General features: G+C 42.4%; 18 protein-coding genes. 11 read left to right on the forward strand and 7 right to left on the reverse strand.

What is annotated here, in order from left to right:
- Position 1: 1 nt before the first annotated feature.
- The gene (locus AFM12_RS08465) at positions 2-1,414 is read right to left on the reverse strand and encodes a tetratricopeptide repeat protein (RefSeq protein ID WP_055146605.1); all 1,413 of its coding nucleotides are present in this window, start codon (positions 1,412-1,414) and stop codon (positions 2-4) included.
- Between the two features lie 215 nt (positions 1,415-1,629).
- Between AFM12_RS08465 and purU the strand changes: the two genes are divergently transcribed.
- Positions 1,630-2,469: a formyltetrahydrofolate deformylase gene (gene purU, locus AFM12_RS08470; protein ID WP_082391251.1), complete on the forward strand. Its 840-nt coding sequence runs from the start codon at positions 1,630-1,632 to the stop codon at positions 2,467-2,469.
- Here the strand turns inward: purU and AFM12_RS08475 are convergent.
- The gene (locus tag AFM12_RS08475; protein ID WP_055146608.1) at positions 2,466-3,071 is read right to left on the reverse strand and encodes a hypothetical protein; all 606 of its coding nucleotides are present in this window, start codon (positions 3,069-3,071) and stop codon (positions 2,466-2,468) included. The two genes, purU and AFM12_RS08475, sit on opposite strands and share 4 nt — an antisense overlap.
- 45 nt (positions 3,072-3,116) lie before the next feature.
- Positions 3,117-4,388 (reverse strand): L-fucose:H+ symporter permease, encoded by a 1,272-nt coding sequence (gene fucP, locus AFM12_RS08480; protein WP_055146611.1) that lies wholly within the window; start codon positions 4,386-4,388, stop codon positions 3,117-3,119.
- A gap of 83 nt (positions 4,389-4,471) precedes the next feature.
- Here fucP and AFM12_RS08485 point away from each other — a divergent pair, with 83 nt between their 5' ends.
- Both AFM12_RS08485 and AFM12_RS08490 read left to right on the forward strand, forming a co-directional pair.
- Entirely contained in the window at positions 4,472-5,137 is a 666-nt protein-coding gene (locus AFM12_RS08485) for a TatD family hydrolase (protein WP_055146614.1), read from the forward strand.
- A complete protein-coding gene (locus AFM12_RS08490; RefSeq protein ID WP_055146617.1) occupies positions 5,134-5,946 on the forward strand; it encodes a tRNA threonylcarbamoyladenosine dehydratase in 813 nt (270 codons plus the stop codon). The genes AFM12_RS08485 and AFM12_RS08490 overlap by 4 nt, the downstream gene beginning before the upstream one ends.
- Here AFM12_RS08490 and AFM12_RS08495 read toward each other — a convergent pair.
- Complete coding sequence (locus AFM12_RS08495) at positions 5,900-6,400, reverse strand: ExbD/TolR family protein (protein ID WP_055146620.1); 501 nt, start codon at positions 6,398-6,400, stop codon at positions 5,900-5,902. The genes AFM12_RS08490 and AFM12_RS08495 overlap by 47 nt on opposite strands.
- Positions 6,401-6,565: 165 nt before the next feature.
- On the opposite strand from AFM12_RS08495, the gene AFM12_RS08500 reads away from it, so the two are divergent.
- A complete protein-coding gene (locus tag AFM12_RS08500) occupies positions 6,566-7,804 on the forward strand; it encodes a pyridoxal-dependent decarboxylase (protein WP_055146623.1) in 1,239 nt (412 codons plus the stop codon).
- Positions 7,805-7,874: 70 nt separating this feature from the next.
- Here AFM12_RS08500 and AFM12_RS08505 read toward each other — a convergent pair whose 3' ends face one another.
- Genes AFM12_RS08505 through cobA form a run of 3 tightly spaced genes read right to left on the reverse strand, consistent with a single transcriptional unit; the run spans position 7,875 to position 13,592 of the window.
- Entirely contained in the window at positions 7,875-9,305 is a 1,431-nt protein-coding gene (locus AFM12_RS08505) for a rubredoxin (RefSeq protein ID WP_055146626.1), read from the reverse strand.
- Positions 9,302-12,844 carry a nitrate reductase gene (locus tag AFM12_RS08510; RefSeq protein WP_055146629.1) on the reverse strand — a complete coding sequence of 1,181 codons (3,543 nt, stop codon included), beginning with the start codon at positions 12,842-12,844 and terminating at the stop codon, positions 9,302-9,304. The genes AFM12_RS08505 and AFM12_RS08510 overlap by 4 nt, the downstream gene beginning before the upstream one ends.
- Positions 12,837-13,592: a uroporphyrinogen-III C-methyltransferase gene (cobA, locus tag AFM12_RS08515; protein ID WP_055146632.1), complete on the reverse strand. Its 756-nt coding sequence runs from the start codon at positions 13,590-13,592 to the stop codon at positions 12,837-12,839. Before cobA ends, AFM12_RS08510 begins: the two co-directional genes overlap by 8 nt.
- 226 nt (positions 13,593-13,818) lie before the next feature.
- On the opposite strand from cobA, the gene nirB reads away from it, so the two are divergent.
- From nirB to moaA, 7 genes are read left to right on the forward strand one after another with little or no spacing between them, the layout of a single operon-like run.
- Complete coding sequence (gene nirB / locus AFM12_RS08520) at positions 13,819-16,353, forward strand: nitrite reductase large subunit NirB (protein WP_055146635.1); 2,535 nt, start codon at positions 13,819-13,821, stop codon at positions 16,351-16,353.
- Positions 16,354-16,383: 30 nt separating this feature from the next.
- Entirely contained in the window at positions 16,384-16,734 is a 351-nt protein-coding gene (gene nirD / locus AFM12_RS08525; protein ID WP_055146639.1) for a nitrite reductase small subunit NirD, read from the forward strand.
- Entirely contained in the window at positions 16,734-18,197 is a 1,464-nt protein-coding gene (locus tag AFM12_RS08530) for an ATP-binding protein (RefSeq protein WP_055146642.1), read from the forward strand. The genes nirD and AFM12_RS08530 overlap by 1 nt, the downstream gene beginning before the upstream one ends.
- 56 nt (positions 18,198-18,253) lie before the next feature.
- Positions 18,254-18,856 (forward strand): response regulator, encoded by a 603-nt coding sequence (locus AFM12_RS08535; protein WP_229308475.1) that lies wholly within the window; start codon positions 18,254-18,256, stop codon positions 18,854-18,856.
- Positions 18,857-18,910: 54 nt separating this feature from the next.
- Complete coding sequence (locus AFM12_RS08540; protein WP_055146647.1) at positions 18,911-19,309, forward strand: hypothetical protein; 399 nt, start codon at positions 18,911-18,913, stop codon at positions 19,307-19,309.
- A 40-nt stretch (positions 19,310-19,349) separates the two neighbouring features.
- The gene (locus AFM12_RS08545; protein WP_229308476.1) at positions 19,350-20,480 is read left to right on the forward strand and encodes a cysteine desulfurase family protein; all 1,131 of its coding nucleotides are present in this window, start codon (positions 19,350-19,352) and stop codon (positions 20,478-20,480) included.
- 1 nt (position 20,481) lies between these two features.
- Positions 20,482-21,462 (forward strand): GTP 3',8-cyclase MoaA, encoded by a 981-nt coding sequence (gene moaA / locus AFM12_RS08550; RefSeq protein ID WP_055146650.1) that lies wholly within the window; start codon positions 20,482-20,484, stop codon positions 21,460-21,462.
- Positions 21,463-21,871: the final 409 nt, after the last annotated feature.

Genomic DNA, 21,871 nt, shown 5'->3' on the forward strand with positions numbered 1-21,871 from the left:
TCTATCGGTATTGCTCAATAATTCGGTTTAAAGCCTTCTGGGTTTTCAGGCTTGGGAAGAAACCGTAGATCTGCTCATGAGCTTCAAAATCTAACTCAAGGCCGTTTTGCAAATACTTGTAGGCTTCCGTATAACTTCCGTCAAAAATAAGGTAAACCGTAGCCCGGTAGTGAAGATCGGCCTCGTCAGGCACTTGCTCTATGGCGTCATAAATAATCTCGAAGGCTTTGTTATAATCCTCATGTTCAAAGTAAAGTAATGACCAGTTGAGCCAGATATCAATATTCTCAGGATCAAGATTAGCGGCTTCATTATAGGCCTCAATAGCCGCCAGCATGTTGCCCAATCTTGATTCAACATCAGCCTGCAATAACCAGTAATCACTGTTAACGGAGTTCAGACTTGTTGCTTTTTTGATAAAGTGCGTAGCTTCAATATACTTCTGCTGCTCAAAAAGCACGGATGCCATGCCGTACCAGGCTTCTTCCCAAGTGGGTTCCAGCTCGGTGGCTTCTTTGTAATACTTTAAAGCATTGGAGTGCTCGCCTAATTTCTCGCAGGATGCTGCCAGATAAGTCAGAACTTCTGACGAACTATTTTCCAGCTCTAAAGTTCTCAGGTAAGCTTCTTTTGCTCCTGCATGGTCATCAGAGTTCATTTTTGAGTGACCAAGGTTAAACCAACCACTGGCGAAATCATCCTCAATAACTACTGAAAAGTCAAAGGCCTTGATAGCCTCTTCATATTTTTTGAGCCTGCTACAGGCGATTCCTAAACCAAACCATGCCAAATGCGAATAAGGATCTTTATCTGTCAGGCTTCTGAGGTAGGGGAGACTCTCTTCGAGTTTATCCTGAAAATCGTAACAAAAAACTAATTCATAATAAATAAGCTCACTGCCATAACCGGCTGCGATGGCTTCTTTATAGTATTCAACAGCTTTTCTGAATTCGTTTTTATTTTGATAGGTCTGAGCCAGCTGAAAATAGACTTCTTCTTTTTCGTCAGATAATGAAAGTGCTCTGTTTAATACCTCAATGGCATCGTCAAAATTGCCGATGAGATTTAAAACAACACCTTTCATGTAGTTCACTTCCTGATCTGCCGGGTAAAACGTTTCTGCTCTCTCCAGCATTTCCAAAGCCTGGTCATAAGCTAGTGTATTAACGAAGAGTTGAGATTGATTGAGCAGCAACTCAAGAGAATATGGGTATTGTTGTAAGCCTAAATCGCAAGCTTTTTCAGCCAAATCCCAACGATTATTATCAATGTAAAAATTAGACAGCGATTCATAGGTGATCTCATCAAGGTAGTGAGACTCGTTATTCTGAATCATGCTTTCAAACTTCTTGGCAGACTCATTTAGGGCTGTGCCGTTGAAGTCATCAAAGTCTTCGTTGTAGTCTTTGCTCATTTAGATTCATCTCAAGGTAAGTGGCCTTGAGAAAGCCGCTTCCTTTTCTTGGTTTGATAAAAGTAGATAAATAATATCGACAATTCAATGTGGCTTTAACGTATTTTATCCACAGTTAGTGCTACTGTTTCAGACCATTTTTGGAAATAATCGGTCTTAGATTTGCATTGGCTAAGACATATCTATTTGATTCGCATGTTCAAAGTCTCACGTTTATGACCAAACATATCCTTTTAATGGAAGGGCCTGATGCCAAAGGGCTTATTTATCATGTCACTAAGGTGCTTTACAAGAATGAATGTAATGTTATCAGGCAGGATGAATATGTGAGCCCCAGCGGACAGTTTTTCATGCGTACGGAGTTTGAGAGTGCGGACGAGCTGAACCCTGAAAAGGTTCTTCAGGACTTAAGAACCAGAGTGCCAGATGAGCGAATCCGGTTCAGAACCAATGCTAAGAAGAAAAAGGATGTGGTGATTTTGTGTACCAAAGAGCATCATTGTATTTCTGATCTCCTGACCCGATTTCATTTCAATGAACTCGATGCCAATATTTTGGCGGTGGTGAGTAATTACGACGTTTTGGAGCCATTTGTTTCAAAATTCGGGATTCCATTTCATACGGTAAGTCATGAGGGTTTGACCAGAGAGGAGCATGAGGAGGCCGTTTTTAAGGCCATAGAGCCTTATCAGCCAGAGTATTTGGTCTTAGCCAAATATATGCGAATTCTGACTCCAAATTTTGTCGAGAAATATCCGAACAAGATTGTCAATATTCATCACAGCTTTTTACCTGCATTTATTGGGGCTAACCCTTACCGGCAGGCATATGACCGAGGCGTAAAGATTATTGGAGCTACGGCTCATTTCGTCAATAATGACCTGGACGATGGACCAATCATTGCTCAGGACGTGAAAAGAGTTAGTCACCGTTTTACAGCAAAGGACATGTCTCGCGAAGGCAAGGATGTTGAAAAAACAGTTTTGACAAAAGCTCTGAAACTTGTCTTTAACGACAGAGTCTTTATTTACGGTAATCGGACTATTATTCTTTAGAAAAAGAAACCAAACCTTAAGATAAAAGGTGAGCTGTTTCCACCGAGCCCCTGGGGCGAGATGAAGCCTCGATTGTAGGCGTAGCCAATATTATACATGACGGATATAAAACTGCCGCCCTGCTGTCGGGTTCTGCCTTGGTAAAATCCGGCTCCGATAAGTGGTGATCCTTCCCATTTTCTACCAATATCTATTCCCTGACGGTCCTGATTATAAGAGTAAAACTGATTTTCAGGAGCATTCATGAGTTCAAATTCGGCATGAGCAAAGATGCTACGCCAAATTGGTTGACGAATAAAAATACGAGGCCCTGCCATGAATGAGCCACCAGTATTAAAACCTCCCTGATAAATAAATGAAGCTCCTAGACCTGCGGTGGTCCCTATATCAGTGATTTCGTAGCCTACCATTGGCGAAGCGTCCAGATAAAATGCTCCAAAAAAGCCTAACCAGAGGTTTCCGCCGTAATGAAGCCTTTGTTTGAAATCTGACTGTGGTTGTTCAAAAAAAACTTCTTCTTCTTCAGGCGGTTGAGGAGTTTGCTGGGCAAAAGCACCAAGAAGGGTAAGACTAAAAAGTATTGTTAATAGTGATTTTCGCATGTTTTGAATTTTGTAAGTAACGAACAGCGACTTCCTCTTATTGGTTTAGACAGCAAAGGTTTTATAGGCTCTTCTACCATAAATGGCAATCACTATAAAGCAGATCAGCGGTACAACAAACGAAATAGAAACCGCTGCATTATCAATAATATTCGCTTGTATCAGAGGAATCAAAGCTCCACCGCCTATCGCAGCAACTAAACCGGCAGCACCTAGTTTGGCATCATCTCCTACGCCCTTCAAAGCGATACCGTAAATGGTAGGGAACATCAAAGACATACAGCCCGAAACACCTATGATACAGTAAAGTCCCATTTGAGAGGTCGAGGAAAGAACTGGAATTAAGAGAATGACTGCCAAAATAGACAATATCATGAGTAAGAGCCCGGGTTTGAAAAACTTCATCAAATAGGTAAAGACAAATCGGCTCCCGGCAAAAAGCATCAGAGCAAAAATCTGTAAGCCACTTGATTTCTCGGCGGCATCTACTTCACTGATGCCCTGCTCCATAAAGACCCCGGTGCCGTATTGCACAATGAAGGTCCACATGGTGATTTGAGCTCCTACGTAAAAGGTTTGAGCTATTACTCCTTCTCTGTAACGGGCATTGGCAAATAGACGCTTAAAAGTACCCTTCAGATCCAGGCCCTTACTGGTGTCTTTTTCTTTGAACTCGGGCATCTTATAAATAAGAAAAAGGATAAACATGACTACCAAGACAAAGCCAATAATTACATAAGGCCCCTTTACCACTTCAAGATCCGCCATTTTGATGGATTCAAATTCAGCCTTTGGTAAAGCCGCTCTTTCTGCTGTGCCCAGTTTGTTCATTTTCGCTAAAATGAAATTAGTTGCAATGTAGGCTCCTGTAATAGATCCAATTGGATTAAAAGATTGAGCTAAATTGAGTCTTTGAGTGCTCGATTCTTCTTCTCCCATGGCCAGAATGTATGGGTTTGCACTCGTTTCCAAAAAGCTCAAACCGCAGGTCATAATGAAATAGGCGATGAGAAAAGACTGAAAAAGCCCAAACTGAGCCGCAGGGATAAAAGCCAGGCAGCCTAAACCGTAGAGAGCAAGGCCGATCAAAAGGCCCTTTTTGTAAGTATATTTTTTGATGAATATCGCCGCAGGAATGGCCATTAAGCAGTATCCTCCATAAAAAGCGACCTGCACAAAAGTGCTGACGGTCTGGCTTTGATTGAAAATGGTACCGAAGGCCTTCACCAGCGGATTGGTGATGTCATTGGCAAATCCCCAAAGGGCAAAAAGACTGGTGGTGAGAATAAACGGAAGTATCGGAGTTTTCTTTAACATTTCAGATGTTAGGGTTGAATTCGGGATTCTAAGCTAAGTAAAAAATGGGAATGTAAATCCTATCGAATAATTTTAGGCCCGTCATGATTTCAGACTTTGTAAATATTCATTGCCATTCGGTTGAGGCAGGAGTGCCTTTCCCGGTGTTAAACCAGTATGTGGATACTGATCTGAGAGTTGTTCCGCCAATGGAGGAAGCGGCTTTCAGAAGTATTGGTATTCACCCATGGTATATGAATGAAGCTTCTTTTGAGAAGCAATTTGACTTCCTAAAAAAGGAGGTTTCCAATAGGCAATATTTTGCCTTGGGCGAATGCGGGCTTGATCGGGTAAATGGACCGGCTTTTGATTTTCAAAAAGAGGTGCTGTTGGCTCAAATGGAACTTGCTCAAAAACACAAGCTAGCAGTTATTCTGCATTTGGTTAAAAGTTACTCTGATATTCTTCAAATTCGTAAGAAGTTTTCTTCTGATTTGAAACTTATTATTCACGGCTTTTCTGGGAATGCTCAGCAAGTATTGCAGCTTACTGAAGCCAGGTTTTATTTGTCTTTTGGTACTAACTTGATTAACCCAAATAAAAAATTGAAAGAAGCTTTTTTGGCTTGTCCGCTCGATCGGCTTTTTTTGGAAACTGATACCAGCGAAAGCTCTATTGTGGAGGTTTATAAAAGTGCATCCAAATGGAAAGAGATGCCGATTGAAGAGTTGGTATCTCAACTCAAATTAAACTTTGACAACCTCAAATGAACTGGCTTTCAAGAACAGAGTTATTAATTGACCAGCAAGGCATTGATCGGCTGAAAAACGCTCACGTTTTGGTGGTTGGGCTTGGCGGAGTCGGCTCTTTTGCTGCTGAGTTTATTTGCAGAGCTGGAGTTGGGGAAATGACGATTGTCGACGGTGATGAGGTGGACCCAACAAATATAAATCGTCAATTACCGGCCTTACAATCTACCGTCGGTAAAGCTAAAGTAGAAATTATGGCAGAGCGGTTAAAGGATATTAATCCTGATTTAAAACTGCATACCGTTCAGGAGTTCCTGACGCCTGACCGCTGCCGGGAGATTTTAAAACAGCCTTTTGATTATGTGATGGATTGTATCGACAGTCTATCGCCAAAATTACTTTTACTCACCACGGCTTTTGAAATGGACGTAAATGTGGTGAGCTCAATGGGGGCGGGTGGTAAAATGGACCCTACTCAAATCAAAGTTGCTGAAATCTATCAGACGCATGTTTGTAAACTGGCACGTTATGTAAGGAAAAGAATTCAGAGGTTAGGTGTTAAACCGGGAAAAATACTTGCCGTGTTTTCAACCGAGGAGATGGATAAAGAATCGCTCTTGATGACTGATGGATCTAATTATAAGAAGTCGGCCTATGGTACTATTTCTTATATGCCAGCTGCTTTTGGCGGTGTCTCGGCTAGTGTGGTTATCAGAAGGCTGCTTAATAAAAGTGTGGATTTAGTAGAGAAACCCCTGCCGATGCGAAAGAAAAAGAAGAAACCTAGTAGATCATCTTTCCCTGGTAAGCCTCAAGCTCCCTCGGTGTAAGCTCAGTAATGGCCTTACGTTTTGAACCGGTAATGATGGTTTCATCCAATACGTCAACGGCGTTTTCCCAGGTGGCGTCTTCGGTAGGTTTTATAATAATCGTCCGGTTGTCTGGATTTTTAGCCAATTTCTTCTTTTCTAAAATTACCTGCCTGATGCCAGCACTTGAATAATCGGTTTCTACTAAATCTTCCGACGTAACTTCTTTGAGTGCCTTTTGGTACCAATAAACCTTATTATCTCCGCCTAAAATTAAGGTCAATGTATTTTGATTATTGACTGCCGCCGTTCCTTCGCTACTCTTTGGGGTCGCGAAATCCAGCACGCTCGGTTGGTTAAATGTTGTGGTGTAAATGAAGAAGGTGATCAGTAAAAACCCAAGATCAACCAAAGGCGTCATGTCGGGCTTTGCTGCCTTCTTTTTGCCATTTTGAGGAGTTTGTATTTCAGCCATCGTGTTTTTCTTTTATGAAGATGAATGTAGAAATAAATTTCTTAAAACTAAAATAATAGTTATAAAACTTAATAATTAGTTGTGCTGCATTGTTTTCTTTCGTAAGATAGTTGTTGTGACAACTAAATTTGATTAAATTGCTGATCATCAACAAGTACAACAAACATGAAGCTGTGGAAGAAAAAATCACATCAGGAAATCCTGGATCGGGTTAAATCTGCCCTTGATCAAAACCGAAGTTTTTATAAAGAGCCTATTTTGGGTATGCCATGCTCATATCTTGACAGCAAGATATTCCCGGGAAACAGCCCAATTCTGGCCAACGCACCCTTTTTACAAACACTCGTTAATAACCCAAATCATATCGGTTGTCATACTGTCGCAACATCAGAAGCAACATTTGAAGGTACACAGCAGCTGGAGCGTGAACTGCTTGATATCATTGCCTGTGACATTTTCAAAGCTGAACACGGAAATTATGATGGTTACGTGGCTACCGGGGGTACAGAATCAAATATTCAGGCTCTATGGATTTACCGGGAATATTTTAAGGCTCAGGGTTTGAGCAACGATGAAATAGCGGTGGTCTGCTCAGAAGACACACACTACAGTATTTCAAAAGGTTGTAATCTGCTTTGCCTTAACCAATATAAGGTTAAGGTGGATCCCGAGACTCGAAAAATGGCTTTAGAGGATATTTCAGCCAAGATCAAAAGTTTCAAAGATAAAGGAATGAAAGGTGTGGTTTTCGTGGCCAATATGATGACCACGATGTTCGGTAGTGTAGATGATATTGATGTCATTGCTACGGCTTTGCAAAGCTCAGGTTTAGACTTCAAAATCCATGTGGATAGTGCCTATGGCGGTTTTTACTATCCGTTTATTAATGTGGACACTAAACTGGATTTCTCCAATCCGCTGATTAACAGCATTACCGTAGATGCCCACAAAATGGTACAGGCTCCCTATGGTACGGGCATTTTCCTGATCAGAAAAGGATTTATGAAATACACCCTGAATCAGGATGCCTCGTATGTCAAAGGAGAAGATTATACTTTGGTAGGAAGCCGCTCAGGAGCGAATTCCGTGGCTGTCTGGATGATTTTGACGGCACACGGGCCTCACGGTTGGAGCGAAAAAGTATACATTCTCAAAAAACGAACCGACTGGCTATGCCAAAAATTAAAAGAAAGTAAGATCAATTTCTTCAGAGAAAAGAAATCAAATATTGTGACCATTCCGGCCAAACATGTTAACCCAAAAATAGAAAAGAAGTATTATCTGGTGCCTGATAGCCACAGCAAACCATCCTGGTATAAAATCATAGTGATGGAGCACGTTTCTGTGGGTTTTCTGGAAAGTTTGGTGGAAGATTTGAGCCTGGAACTAGCTGAGCATTACTAATTGTGGAAACCTTCCAAAACGATAGCTTATCGAGCTTATTAGTTGGTTGATTTTAGTCCAGATAAAGGCTTTATGCGTGTTCCTCGAGCCAAGAAAGCAATTTTTCTTTGATAACAAACTGCTCCTTTTCCGAAAAACAAACCGGGCATACATAATGATCAGGCAGATCATCGAAGTCTGTGCCGGGTTCTATTTGGTTAAATACGTCACCATATTCTTTCTGATAGATGGTTTGGCAGTTCCCGCATTCGTGAATCGAAGTTGTTTCCAGTTCGGATGTTGCCTGTTCTTTGCTCTCAGGAATTTCAAATATTGTTTTGTTAGAGATGTTTTCATTGAAAGCCAGAACAGACTTTCTCAATCTTTCAGAAAGTTGAAAGCCGGGAATACCTTTTGCAAAGTAAGCGACTTTTCGGCCATTGGGGTCATAATCAAGCGTATACGTGATGTCGTAAACAGGAATCAGATTGAGTAGCTTCCTTCGGTTAACCATGATACTGGCAAAGACCTCGGTACGTGGAACGGTCTTTATGCCCAGACATATCCCGAAGGTGCGGAGGTCCATTTTATTGAAATATTTAACCAGCCTGCTTTTCAGTTTCAGAGCTAAAGGTGAATCATCTTCAATTTGCCAGTTGAGTTCGTTCGCCGCATGTCTAACATTAATGTCGTGTTTGGCGAGCAAACTGCTCCAATTTTTTCGGTCTTTGGTGTCAATATTTTTGATAATGATTGATTTCCATGGAGTAATGCAGATTTCTCCAATTTTGGTGCTGATACACAGATTGCAAAGGTCCAGAAGGAATGAAACCCTGAATGTTTCGTTTCTGCGGTATATTCCCAGCCACGACTTTTTGCCGTATCGGTTAAAGCCTTCATAATAAGGAAGGGTGAATTTTGGAAGTTTTAGTTCCTGTTTTACCGGAGACGAGATCAATTCAGGAAGTGCATAAAACGGGTCTTTATTTTCAAGGACGTTGGCTTCTATCTTTTTTGAAATTTCGGCCAGTTCTGTGCTGAATAAAAGATTGTCATAAGCTATCAGTTCATTGGATTTTGGCTGTCTGAAATAGAGATACCAAAAGTTTGGTTTCTCTGAAGAAATGAAATTGATATGACCTGAGAAGAAAGGGGTAAAGCTTTGGGCGTTATCGGAGATATTGACTTTCAGTTTTGGGTTGAAATCAAAACCGTCAAAAATATCTTTATAAATTCCCTCACTGAGCCAGTTTCCTCGCTGAAAAACCTCTTCGGCCACGTACGAACTGACCACATTTGGGTGCGGATTAGCATGAATATAATAGTCGATTTCTGCTGCTTCCATTCGTTGAAAAAATGTTTTTTCATGAAGAAAAGAAACTTTGAAAACAGCCTGCTGGCGAAGCCCGAAACGGAGGTCAGCCACTTCACAGGATTTCAAAATTTCAAGCAGGTTTCTAAGTTCGCCCGGTGAGGCAATTCCACCCAGATAATTCACCCGGACTACATGATAATCTCTCATACGTTTACCGTTTTACTGCTCAGGTTAAGAATCTCATTTTCACGTTGTGATTTTTCCAGAATAGAACGCACTTCAGGTCTGCACGAGCCGCATCCCGCACCTGCTCCGGTGCTTTCGCATAGCTTTTGAAAGTCACAAATACCAGAATCTATTTTGGCTCGTAGGTTCCCTTCCCCAACACTGTTACAAGAACAAACTAGTTTGCCCAATACGGGCTCGGCTTTTTTTCCGCTACGCAGCAATTGAATTCTTTTCTCAGACAGCTCTATTCCGTTGGCAATAAGATCTTTGAACTCTATAAATTCAGATTTGTCACCAATGAGAATAGCCCCTACAAGCCGGTCATCTTTGATTATACATTTTTTATAGTAGCGTTTAGCCCGGTCAATAAAAATTACTTCTTCATAACCTTTCTGGTTTTGAGGAATTTCTATCAAGCCAAGAGAGCAAAGCTCCAGTCCTTCTACTTTCAAAATATTCATGGAAAGGCTGCCTTTATAAGGCGTTGAGATATCTCCGGAAAGGAAATTGGCTACGACTTCAGCTTGCTGTTCTGCAGCAGCTGTAATGCCCCGCATTTCTCCTTTCCATTGAGCAATTTCGCCACAGGCAAATATATCCGGGTCTGAAGTCTGGAGGTAGTCATTAACCTCAATGCCTCGTTTACAGGAAAGCCCTGCCTGCTGGGCTATTTGAATAGATGGGATGGTGCCTGCGGCCACAATAACCAGAGAGCAGCTTATTTTATGTCTGGATTTCAATCGAATGGCTTCGATTTTATCATCTCCGAAAAACTGTTCGACTTCATCATTAAAGAAAGTGTCAATTCCTCTCAGGGTAATCTCTTCGTGCAAAATAGCACTGCCCTGCATATCCAGTTGGCGATCCATGAAACGGCCTATCCGCTGAACCACCGTTACTGGCATGCCCAGTTCACGTAGTGAAGCTGCCATTTCAAGGCCCAGAAGGCCGCCGCCCACAATGACGGCCCTTCCTTTCCTGGCAATATAGGGTTCTAAAGCATCGGCATCCATACGGCTTCGCATATTGAAAATACCTCCCATTTTCGGGAAATTGCCTGGCATGAAGGCCCGGCTTCCCATGCCAAGGAATAGTTTATCGTAGGGATGCTCTTCTCCGTTTGAGTCAATGACAACCTTGTTTTTTCTGTCAATATGCTCAATGCTTACCCCTTTAAAAACCTGAATTCCATTGTCCTTAAACTGGTCTTCTCTTAGTTTGACCAACTGATCCCAGTTTTGAGTCCCACTAATGTAATCGGGTAGCATAACTCTGTTATAGAAGGGGTAAATTTCCTTGGAGAAAACCTTTATTTCGTCAGTAAAATTCAGTTGACGATAAGCGTTGATAAAGCCCAGGCCGGCAGATCCGGCTCCGATGACAATGATTTTTTCAACCGGCTTCTTATATAACGAAACCTGTACTGCGGAGAATTTAAAGTCGGGTTCTTTTGAGATAGGGTCCACCAGGTCGCTGGTCAGGTTATTGGCACGGGCAAGGTCACTTTGAAGGATTTTGCCCCAGTGCATTGGCATAAAACAAGTGCCGCTTCTAACCTCTTCTGTAATTTCAACTTTTACTCTTACCTCCCCTCGTTTTCCTTTTACAGAAACGAGCTGGCCGTTTTTGATTTTCCGCTCCGCGGCATCTTTCGGATTTAGCTGAAGGAATGGTGATTTCTTATGCTGATTCAGGCGATTTACTTTAGCGGTTTTGGTCTGGGTGTGCCACTGATCTCTGATTCTGCCGGTAAGAAGAACTAAAGGGAATTCTTTGGTAGTACCTTCTGAGGTGTTTACTCCGGAAACCGGAATGAGCTGAGCTTTCTTATTTGGCGTATAGAAAGCGTTGTTTTCAAATAGTCGGGAGGTGCTATTACTTCCTTTTGGGTAAGGCCATTGAACAGGTCCCTTTTTTAAAAGAGAATAGTTTATGCCGGAGCAGTCAATGTTTGTGCCGACTGTACTTTGAGCATACTCGTCATAAATTTCAGCAGGACTACTGTATCGAAATGAATTTCCCCAGCCCATTTTTTCAGCAAAGCGGCAAATGATTTCAGAATCAGGCAATGCTTCTCCCGGAGCCTCAATCGCTTTTTGAAGGAGTGAAACTCTTCTCTCGGCATTGGTCATGGTTCCTTCTTTTTCTGCCCAGGCGGCTGCGGGCAATACCACATCGGCGAAGGCCAAAGTGTCAGAATTGGAGGAAATGTCTTGTACGACAACGAAAGCTGCTTTTTTGAGGGCCTTTTCGACCTTGTTTAGATTAGGTAAGCTTACCAAAGGGTTGGTGCAAACTATCCAGATGGCTTTTAACTTTCCATTTTCTAGGGCATCGATCATTTCCGTAGCCGAAAGGCCTGGCTTGTTTGAGATCCCTGATACACCCCAGAAACTTTCCATTTCTGCAATATGTTGTGGATTTGACAGCTCTCTGTGAGAGGCAAGCATATTGGAAAGTCCTCCTACCTCCCGACCGCCCATGGCATTGGGCTGGCCTGTTAAAGAGAAAGGTCCATTGCCGGGTTTCCCTATTTTTCCGGTGATCAGAGAGAGGCTTATCAATGAAAGGTTCTTTTGCACACCGATGGCAGACTGGTTCAATCCCATCGTCCACATGCTCAGGAAGCCCTTAGACCGTCCAATCCATTGAGCTGTCTGACGGATATCTTCGGGGTTTACTCCACAAAGCTCAGCGTACTCTTCAGTTGTTTTTGAGAAAACTTCAGTCTCATATTCTTTATAGCCGTCTGTGTTTTTATCAATGAACTCCTGATCGGTAAAGCCGTTTGCGATAAGTTCTCTGCCCAGGGCGTTATTGAAATAGACATCTGTTCCGGGTAAAAGAGCAATATGTAAATCTGAGGAAGCGGCCGTCTGAGTTTTCCGGGGGTCAAGACAAATAATTTTCACATCCGGATTGGCTTCTTTATGAGCTTCAACACGTCTCCATATAATGGGATGGCACCAGGCTGGGTTTCCGCCTTCAATGAGCAGGCAATCGCTCAATTCAATGTCATCATAGCAAACAGGCACACTATCTTCACCAAGTGTTTTTTTATAGCCAACAACGGCTGAACTCATGCAAAGCCTGGAGTTGGTATCAATATTATTACCTTTAATAAAGCCTTTCATGAGTTTATTCCAGAGGTAATACTCTTCCGTGAGGCATTGCCCGGAAACATAGAAGGCTACTGATTCTGGTCCGAATTTTTCAATGATTGATTGAAATACAGCGGCGGTTCGGTCAAGAGCCTGATCCCAGCTGACTCTTTTCTTTGGGAGGTTTTTGCTGTATCGCATTGTTGGATACAGAAGGCGATCGGAAGTATCATTTACGGTGTAGTGGAGGTTCATTCCTTTTGAGCAAAGCATACCATGGTTTACCGGATGGTCTTTATCGCCTTCCACGGTAATTTTGCCTTCGGGTTGTAAAGTAATGGTAATACCACACCCCACTCCACAGTAACTACAGGTAGACCTGAAGGTTTCGTTGTTTATGATTCCAGAATTATGCATAGGTCAAAACTTCTTTTTGAAGGTACTTCATGACGTAATCCGGAGAGCATTTTACGGTTTCTCCAAAAACAATAACAGCCGGATTTGTTAGTCCTTTGGAGGCTACTTCGTCGCAAATAGAGCTTACCTGGGCCACTGCAATTTTCTGCTTCTCTGTAGTGCCGTCCTGAATGATTGCCACCGGTAGGTTGCTTTTTCCTGCTTCTGAGAAAATATTGCAGATTTCAGAAAGCTTGCTCATACCCATTAATACGATAACTGTCGCATTTGACTGAGCTGCTAAGGCCATATCTTTTGGGAGTTCTCCACTTTTCGTATGACCGGTTAATACCCAAAAACTTTCACTAATTCCCCGTTTGGTTACGGGCACTCCAGCTAATGTAGGTACGCCAACAGAGCTTGATATACCGGGGATTAGTTCTACCTCAATTCCCAGTTTTTTTACCATATCCATTTCTTCAAAACCTCTTCCAAAAATTACCGGATCACCCCCTTTCAGGCGTACCACATGTTTACCCAGTAATACATTCGCTACGATAATTCTGTTGATTTCTTCCTGTGTGACGGAATGCTGTCCTTTTCGCTTACCCACATAAATGATCTCAGCCTTGGATTCGGCATGAGCCAGCAAAGCCTGGTTTGCCAAAGCATCATAAAGTATAATATCTGCTTCATTAAGTCGCCTGACAGCTTTCAGTGTAATCAGTTCTTCATCCCCTGGTCCTGCTCCAATTAAAGATAATTTCATAATGAGTAAAAATACTTATTTAATGTATTGCTTACAAATGTGATAAATAATTGGAATAAACCAAAATGAGCTCCAAAATAATTATATATGTTCAATTATTTAAACATTTATTTGGCAATAATACTCATATAACATACATTTGATTTTAAATGTTATACTCAGTTATAATTTATTCTATAGTGAGTATAATAATTAGTGATTATTGCATAATTAATTCAATTCGCTCATGGGAAAGTCCAAGATTGTTGTCGTCGGGAACGGAATGGTGGGGTATAAGTTTTGTGAGAAGGCTGTAAAGTCAGCTTTGGCTGATCATATTGAGCTGGTCGTATTTGGTGAAGAGCCACGCCCGGCCTATGACCGTGTTCACCTTAGTTCTTATTTTGGTGAAAAGACTCTTTCGGAGTTGACTATGGCACCGGTAAGCTGGTACCAGGAAAATGGGATAAAGCTTCATCTGGGAGATCCAATTACTGAAATAGATGCAAAAAGTAAACAACTAAAGTCACACCGGGGTGTAAAAGAAGACTACGACTTTTTAGTTCTGGCAACCGGCTCAGGGGCATTTGTGCCGAATATTCCAGGGGTTGATATGGATGGTATTTTTGTTTACCGCACTATAGAAGATCTGGACATGATGAAGAGCTTTGCCAAAAAAGCAAAACGGGGAGTGGTCATAGGAGGGGGTCTTCTCGGGCTTGAAGCCGCAAAAGCTTTGCTGGATTTGGGAATTAAGGATGCTCACGTGGTAGAATTTGCTCCACGTCTGATGCCAAGGCAAATTGATGATAAGGGTTCAAAAATTCTTGAAGGCAAACTTAACGAACTGGGTATTACAGTCCATTGTGATAAAAATACAGCACGCTTCTCCGGCGAAGGCACTGTGACAGGTCTTGAGTTTCATGACGGCCAGTTTCTGGATGCCGAAATGGTTGTGATTTCAGCGGGGATCAGACCGAGAGATGAAGTTGCTGGTAAAGCAAATTTGACCTTGGGGCCCAGAGGTGGTATCCTTGTCAATGAGCAAATGGAAACCTCTAATGAAAATATTTTCGCCATCGGGGAGTGTGCCCTCTACGATAACATGATTTATGGGCTGGTGGCTCCGGGTTATGAAATGGCAGAAGTTGCTTTAAACGCCATTGCCACCAGGCTGAATCTGGGGGCGGTAAGTAAAAAGCAGGAGTTTACGGGCTTTGATATGAGCACTAAACTTAAACTGATCGGCGTAGATGTGGCCAGTTTTGGAAACCCCTTTATTGAAGAGCCCGAATGCCAGACCATAGTTTATGAAAACAAAGCAAAAGGAGTTTACAAGCGTGTCAATATTGATACTTTCAACAAAAAGCTTTTAGGAGGAATTCTTATCGGAGATGCTGAACAATACAATATGCTTCAGCAAATCTGCAGTAACGGGCTGCCGATTCCGGCTGATCCGGAAGATATGATCTTAGGTGCACGAGGTGGTGATGATGGCGAGTCCGGAGTGATGGGCTTGCCTGATTCCGCCTTAATTTGCTCTTGTGAGGCCGTTTCTAAAGGAGATATCATTCATCAAATGACCCAGAATGATTGTAAAACCCTTGATGAAATCAAAAAATCAACCAAGGCCTGTACCGGTTGTGCGGGTTGTGTTCCTTTGGTGAAGGACCTTGTTAGCGGGGTTCTTAAGGAGCAGGGAATTATAGAAAGAAAAACCATTTGCCAACATTTTGACCACACTCGTCAGGAATTATTAAGTCTTACAAAACTGAGAAATCTCCAAACTTTTGATGAAGTACTTCATGAGCTGGGCCATGGTGATGGTTGCGAAACTTGCCAGCCTGTGGTTTCTTCAATTTTGGCCAGTCTATGGAATGAAAACGTTCTGGAAAAAGGTAGGGCTGTTTCTCAGGATTCGAATGACCGTTTTCTTGCAAATATTCAGAGGGGCGGAACATATTCCGTAGTTCCGAGGATTCCAGGTGGCGAGATTACACCTGATAAGTTGATAGTGATTGGAGAAGTTGCTAAAAAATACGGCCTCTATACCAAGATTACAGGTGGCCAGCGGATTGATCTTTTTGGAGCTCATGTGGGTGATTTACCCAAGATATGGGAAGAATTAGTTAACGCCGGCTTTGAAAGTGGTCATGCTTACGGTAAGGCTCTGAGGACAGTCAAAAGTTGCGTAGGAACTACCTGGTGCCGTTTTGGAGTTCAGGATGCCGTTTCTTTTGCTATCGAGGTGGAGAATCGCTACAAAGGACTTCGTTCTCCTCATAAATTAAAATCAGCGGTTTCCGGCTGCATCCGAGAATGTGCCGAGGCTCAAAGCAAAGACTTCGGAATCATTGCTACTGAAAACGGATGGAATTTATACGTCTGCGGAAACGGAGGCACAAGACCAAGACATGCCGATTTGTTGGCTACCGATCTGAGCTCAGAAGATTGTATCAAATACATTGACCGTTTCCTGATGTTTTATATCCGTACCGCGGAGCCGCTTCAGCGTACTGCCGCCTGGCTTGACAAAATGGAAGGAGGAATTAAGTATCTGAAGTCTGTAATTATTGATGATGTGTTGGGAATAAATGCTGAACTGGAAGCAGAAATGGCCTCGCTGGTTGGTAAATACAAATGCGAATGGAAGGAAGTAGTGGAAACACCAGAGCTTCGAAAACGTTTCACTCATTTTGTGAATGCACCCGAAGTTAAAGATCCTAATGTGGAATTGGTGCCCATGAGAGAACAGGTGAAAGCTGCAGACTGGAACGCATAATTGGAAATAAAAAAACAGGAAATTATAATCATGACGACTCAAGTATCTGAAAAAATAAAATGGATTCTGGCCTGTAAAGTTGAGGATGTGCCAGACAATGGAGGCTCCTGTGCACTAATTGAGGGTGAGCAAATTGCGATCTATAATTTTGCCAGAAGGGGCGAATGGTTTGCTACTCAAAACCTATGTCCTCATAAAAAACAAATGGCTCTTTCACGGGGAATGATCGGTTCTGATGGGGACGTACCGAAAGTGGCATGCCCGTTTCATAAAAAAACATTTTCTTTGGTCTCTGGTAACTGCCTTAGTGGCGATGACTATGAGATCAAAACCTACCCGGTCAAGATAGAAAACGGATTGGTATATATAGGAATCGACTGATGCAGCCCCACGAAACCATTGATGGCATCAGCATGAATTCTATTGACAAAACGGTAGCAAAAAGACTTACTATTCAATATGTTATAGCCTTGTCTTTGGTTGCTGTTTTGACTATTCTCGGTCATACGTTAATTCAACTTATTCTAACCAATACCACCGATAGTAGCAGGGTCATAAACCTTGCCGGTAGACAAAGAATGCTTTCTCAGCAGTTAACCAAACTGTCGGTTCTTCGACAAACAAGTCCGGGAAATTGGGATCAAAGTTTAGAAAATACATTTTCTGAGAGCCTTTCGGAATGGAAATCAGTCCACATGGGTTTGAGAGACAATCTTCTGGTAGATGATAAACGCTATGAAGTAAAGAATACAAAGGTCATTGATAGCCTTTTTAAGGCCATAACACCATCTTATGATGGAATGAATGCATTCTTTGAGGCTCAGAAAAATGAAAAGATGAGCGAAGACATTGGCGTACTTCTCAACCATGAATCGGCATTTCTTAAAACGATGGATCGTATCGTTTTTGAATATGACCTGCAGGCTGCAAAAACTATAGGAAATATTAAGCGAATAGAATTCGTCATCTTGTTTCTTACGCTTCTCACCTTGTTTTTCGAGTTTGTCTTGATTTTTCAACCTCTTTCAAATTATGTCAAGCGGGTAATTACCGAACTCATTACTTCGAAGCAAAAACTCGACGATACGCATAGCCAGCTATCTGTTTCAAACCGAATGCTCCGGAATATTCAGGAAGACTTAGACAAAGCCATGAAGGAGCGTTATGAGCTCAAACGAAAGGAGGACCAAATCAGGTCTGCTTCTTTGCTTGAAGGACAGGAAGAGGAGAGAAAACGTATTTCACGAGAAATTCATGATGGTCTTGGTCAGATGTTGACCGGGGTAAAGCTAGGTTTGAGCCGGTTAAAGTCATCTGACCTCTCGGAGAAATATCAAAAAGCTTATGAACATACTAAAGATCTGCTGACGGAAACGATAGAAACTACCCGGGCTGTTTCGTTTAATCTCATGCCGACAGCGTTAAATGATTATGGCATATCATCGGCACTGAAAATCTTGATTGCCAGTCAAAGTCTTAGCGGTGAAACGGAAATAGATCTTGACATTGATGAGCCTGATAAACGCTATGATCAGAAACTCGAAATTGCGATTTACAGAATCGTCCAGGAGGCCCTCAACAACATCATCAAACATGCAAATGCCAGCAAAGCCAAAGTAAGTTTGAATGAAAACAACGATGTTTTGGAGCTTAGCATCACGGATAACGGAGTAGGTTTTGACCCTGGCAAACTGAAACAAAGCAGAGCTTCTTTGATTCATAACGGAGTGGAAAATATGAAGACCAGAGCTGAGTTGCTTAACGGGGCATTTAAACTCACCACTATTCCGGGAGGGGGAACCGACATTTTCATTAAATTGCCGATCAAACCTGCGGATAAATAATGTCGGATGTGATAAAACTTTTGTTGGTCGACGATCACGAAGTGGTCAGAAAAGGAATGAAGTTTCTACTTGAGGATGAGGAAAATCTGGAGATTATAGGTGAGGCTTCTGATGGAGAGGAGGCTTTGCAAAGAATCGAAGAATTGAAGCCGAATCTTGTACTTCTTGATGTAAACATGCCCGGGATGAATGGTATTGAGGCAGCAAAGAAAATATCAGCGAATTATCCGGCTGTCAGGGTTTTAATTTTCTCAATGCATAATGACCCGGATTATATCGTCAATAGTGTAACCAATGGAGTCGACGGATATATTCTGAAAGATGCGGAAAAAGAGGAAATTCTGAAGGCCATGAAAACGGTTCACCGTGGAGAAAAATATTTTCCACCTAACGTTTCTGCTCTGCTTGTTTCGGCCCTTCAGGGTGGAGGAATGCCAAAGGTGAAGTCTAAAAGAAGTGCCAGTGTACTCGATAAACTTTCAAAAAAAGAAAAGGAAATCCTGAAGTTTATAGCTCAGGGTATGAGCAGCAAAGATATCGCCCTGAGGCTGACACTAAGCATTAGAACCGTGAGTAATCATAGGGCCAATATGCTCAAGAAAACAGGCTTGAACAATACCGCCGAACTAGTGAGAATGGCGACCAATGAAGGGTTTTGAGTCCATTTGCAACCTATTGGAATCATCCTTCATTCTTTACTCTAAAAAGAAGATATGAGATATTACGTAGTCTTTTCACTACTCGTCCTTTCTTTAATTGGTTGTAAAAAAGTTAAAATTGAAGCAGATGACGGCATGTTCCTAAAAAAGGAATATGTCTTGGGAGAAAAATTAAGAATTACAATTGATAGCCTGAGTGATTACAGGTGTCCTTTAGACCCCAATATAAATTGTATCTGGCAGGGAGATGTGGATGTCTTCTTCAAGATCACAGATGGAGTTTCTACAATGGACAGTGTTCTTCATTTTTCCATTGATCCAACTGAAGTAACTTTCAAAAATTATTCAATTAAACTTCTTGATGTTAGTCCTCATACCACCTACCAAAAGGAAACTTCTGATCAGGTGAAAATGCTAGATTATAAGGTGAGGATGCTGATTGTTCCTTTCTAGGGACTTCTTTTTGTTCGGGGCTTTTCAATACCTTTGAAGCATGCAGGAATTAATGCCCATCTATCTGGACTACGCCGCTACCACCCCGGTGGATCCGCTGGTGATGGAGAAAATGCTACCCTGGTTTACTAGTCAATATGGTAATGCCGCCAGTCGCTTTCATGCCTATGGATGGCTGGCAGAGGAGGCCGTTGATGAGGCCAGAAAAAGTATTTCAAAAATAACGGGTTATAGCACCAAAGAAATCATTTTTACTTCAGGTGCTACAGAGGCCATCAATCTTGCTTTGAAAGGTTTTTTTGAAGCAAAAGGCTTTGAAGGTTCACTTATTACTCCTCTCACCGAGCATAAGGCCACCCTTGACACGGCAGAATACCTTCAAAGTAAAGGGGTGAAAGTTCATCACCTTCCGGTTAATACCAATGGTGAAATTGATCTTGAACAGCTTGATCCTTTTTTAGAAGGCAAAGATTGTCTGCTTTCTGTGATGCAGGTTAATAATGAAACGGGTGTGATATTACCTGTTAAGGAAATCATTGAGTTAGCTCATCAAAAAGGAGCAAAAGTGCACGTGGACGCCACTCAGGCGGTGGGTAAACTTCCATTTCTTTCTTCCGCAGATATGACCAGTTTTTCGGCTCACAAGATTTATGGCCCCAAAGGTGTCGGCGTATTGCTGTGCAAAAAGGAAGTGGAACTCAGCCCTCAAATACATGGCGGCCGCCACCAACGAAACCGAAGAAGCGGAACACTGAACGTATCGGGCATTGTCGGTGTTTCAAAAGCCCTGCAACTCGCCGAATCGAAAAGAGAAGCGGAGTTTACCAGATTGAAGGAGTTGAGCTCAAGACTCGAAAATGCCCTGTTGACCGCCATAGAAAATGCGGAGGTCAATGCCGCCGGAGCCTCCCGTGTACCGGGAATCAGCAGTATCTGTTTCAAAGGCCTTGATGGCGAAGACCTGCTGATGCGAATGACGAAAATTGCGGTCTCCAACGGATCAGCTTGTAATTCGGCCAGCACCGAGCCCTCGTATGTTTTGAGAGCCATGGGTAAATCAGAAGCTGATGCTTTTGCTTCCGTTCGCTTTAGTTTAGGTAGATTTACAACAGAAATGGAGATTGAAAAGGCGGTAAAGCACGTTATAGAAACTGTAAATCAAAACCTTTGATATGATCAGAGACAACCACGGCAGACCTATCAATTACCTGAGACTGGCAGTGACAGATCGCTGTAATCTGCGTTGTTTCTACTGTATGCCAGAGGAAGGTATCAATTTCCTGCCAAAACCGCATCTGCTCACCTTTGAGGAAATGGTGCGAATGGTCACGCTCATGGCCGAAATGGGCATCACTAAAGTACGTATCACCGGTGGAGAGCCCTTTGTACGAAAAGACATGATGGCTTTTCTGCGAAGTCTCAAAAATATCACGGGTATAGAACAGGTCAATATCACCACCAACGGGGTTTTAACGGCTCCGCTTGTTCCTGAATTAAAAGAGTTGGGTATCAGCTCGGTGAATTTAAGCTTGGATACGCTGGATAGGGAACGCTTCAAAGAAATGACCCGCCGAGATGAGCTGCCCAATGTGCTCAAAACCTTGGATGCTCTGTTGGAAAACGGTATCAAGACCAAGATCAATGCCGTGGTGATGGCTGGTAAAAATGATCAGGACATTCTGCCGCTGGTAAATTTGTCGAAAGAGCTTCCGGTTTCGGTGCGATTCATTGAAGAAATGCCTTTCAACGGCAGCGGCATCAATAAAGAGGCCTTTATGAGCCATACCCGCATCATTGAAAAAATTCGGGAAGCCTGCCCTTCTTTAAAAAAACTCAAAGACGAGGCTCATTCCACCTCAAGCAATTACAGTATTGACGGTCATCAGGGAAATGTGGGAGTTATAGCAGCATTCAGTCGCACCTTTTGCGGAAGCTGCAACCGCATTAGAGTCACCCCGACCGGCACCCTAAAAACCTGTCTTTATGATGATGGCGTGATGAATATCCGAGACCTTTTAAGAACAGAACCAGATAACAAAATCATCAAAGAAAAGCTACTGGCAGCCTTCTCCAGCCGCCCAAAAGACGGTTTTGAAGCCGAAGCCCTTCGTTCTGCTGAAGTGAGTGAGAGTATGACTACGATTGGGGGGTGATAGTTGTGTTTTGTAGTTTGGCATGAATTCGCTGAAACCTTAAGGTGGCTCTGGCATTGTTAAAAGTCGCAGAGTCCCTATCGGAGACTCTGCTCAGGGGAAAAGAAAAACTCCTGATTACTTTCTCCAACCGCCCGAAAGACGGTTTCGAAGCCGAAGCCGTTCGCTCTGCTGAAGTGAGTGAGAGTATGAATACGATTGGGGGGTGAGATTTGGATTTTGTAACATCGCTTAAACCTAATAAGGGTCTGGCCATGGGAAGAGCAGCAGAGTACTTTAAAGAGACTCAGATCACGGGAGAGAGAAACATTTATTGAAATGTAAACTGACTTTCCACTTTTCCCAGAGTCTACTGAAGTAACTCTGAAAGTCACTCATTTCACTCGCAATGCAGATATCTCAAAACTCT

This window comes from Jiulongibacter sediminis (genome assembly GCF_001306455.1).
GTDB lineage: Bacteria > Bacteroidota > Bacteroidia > Cytophagales > Spirosomataceae > Jiulongibacter > Jiulongibacter sediminis.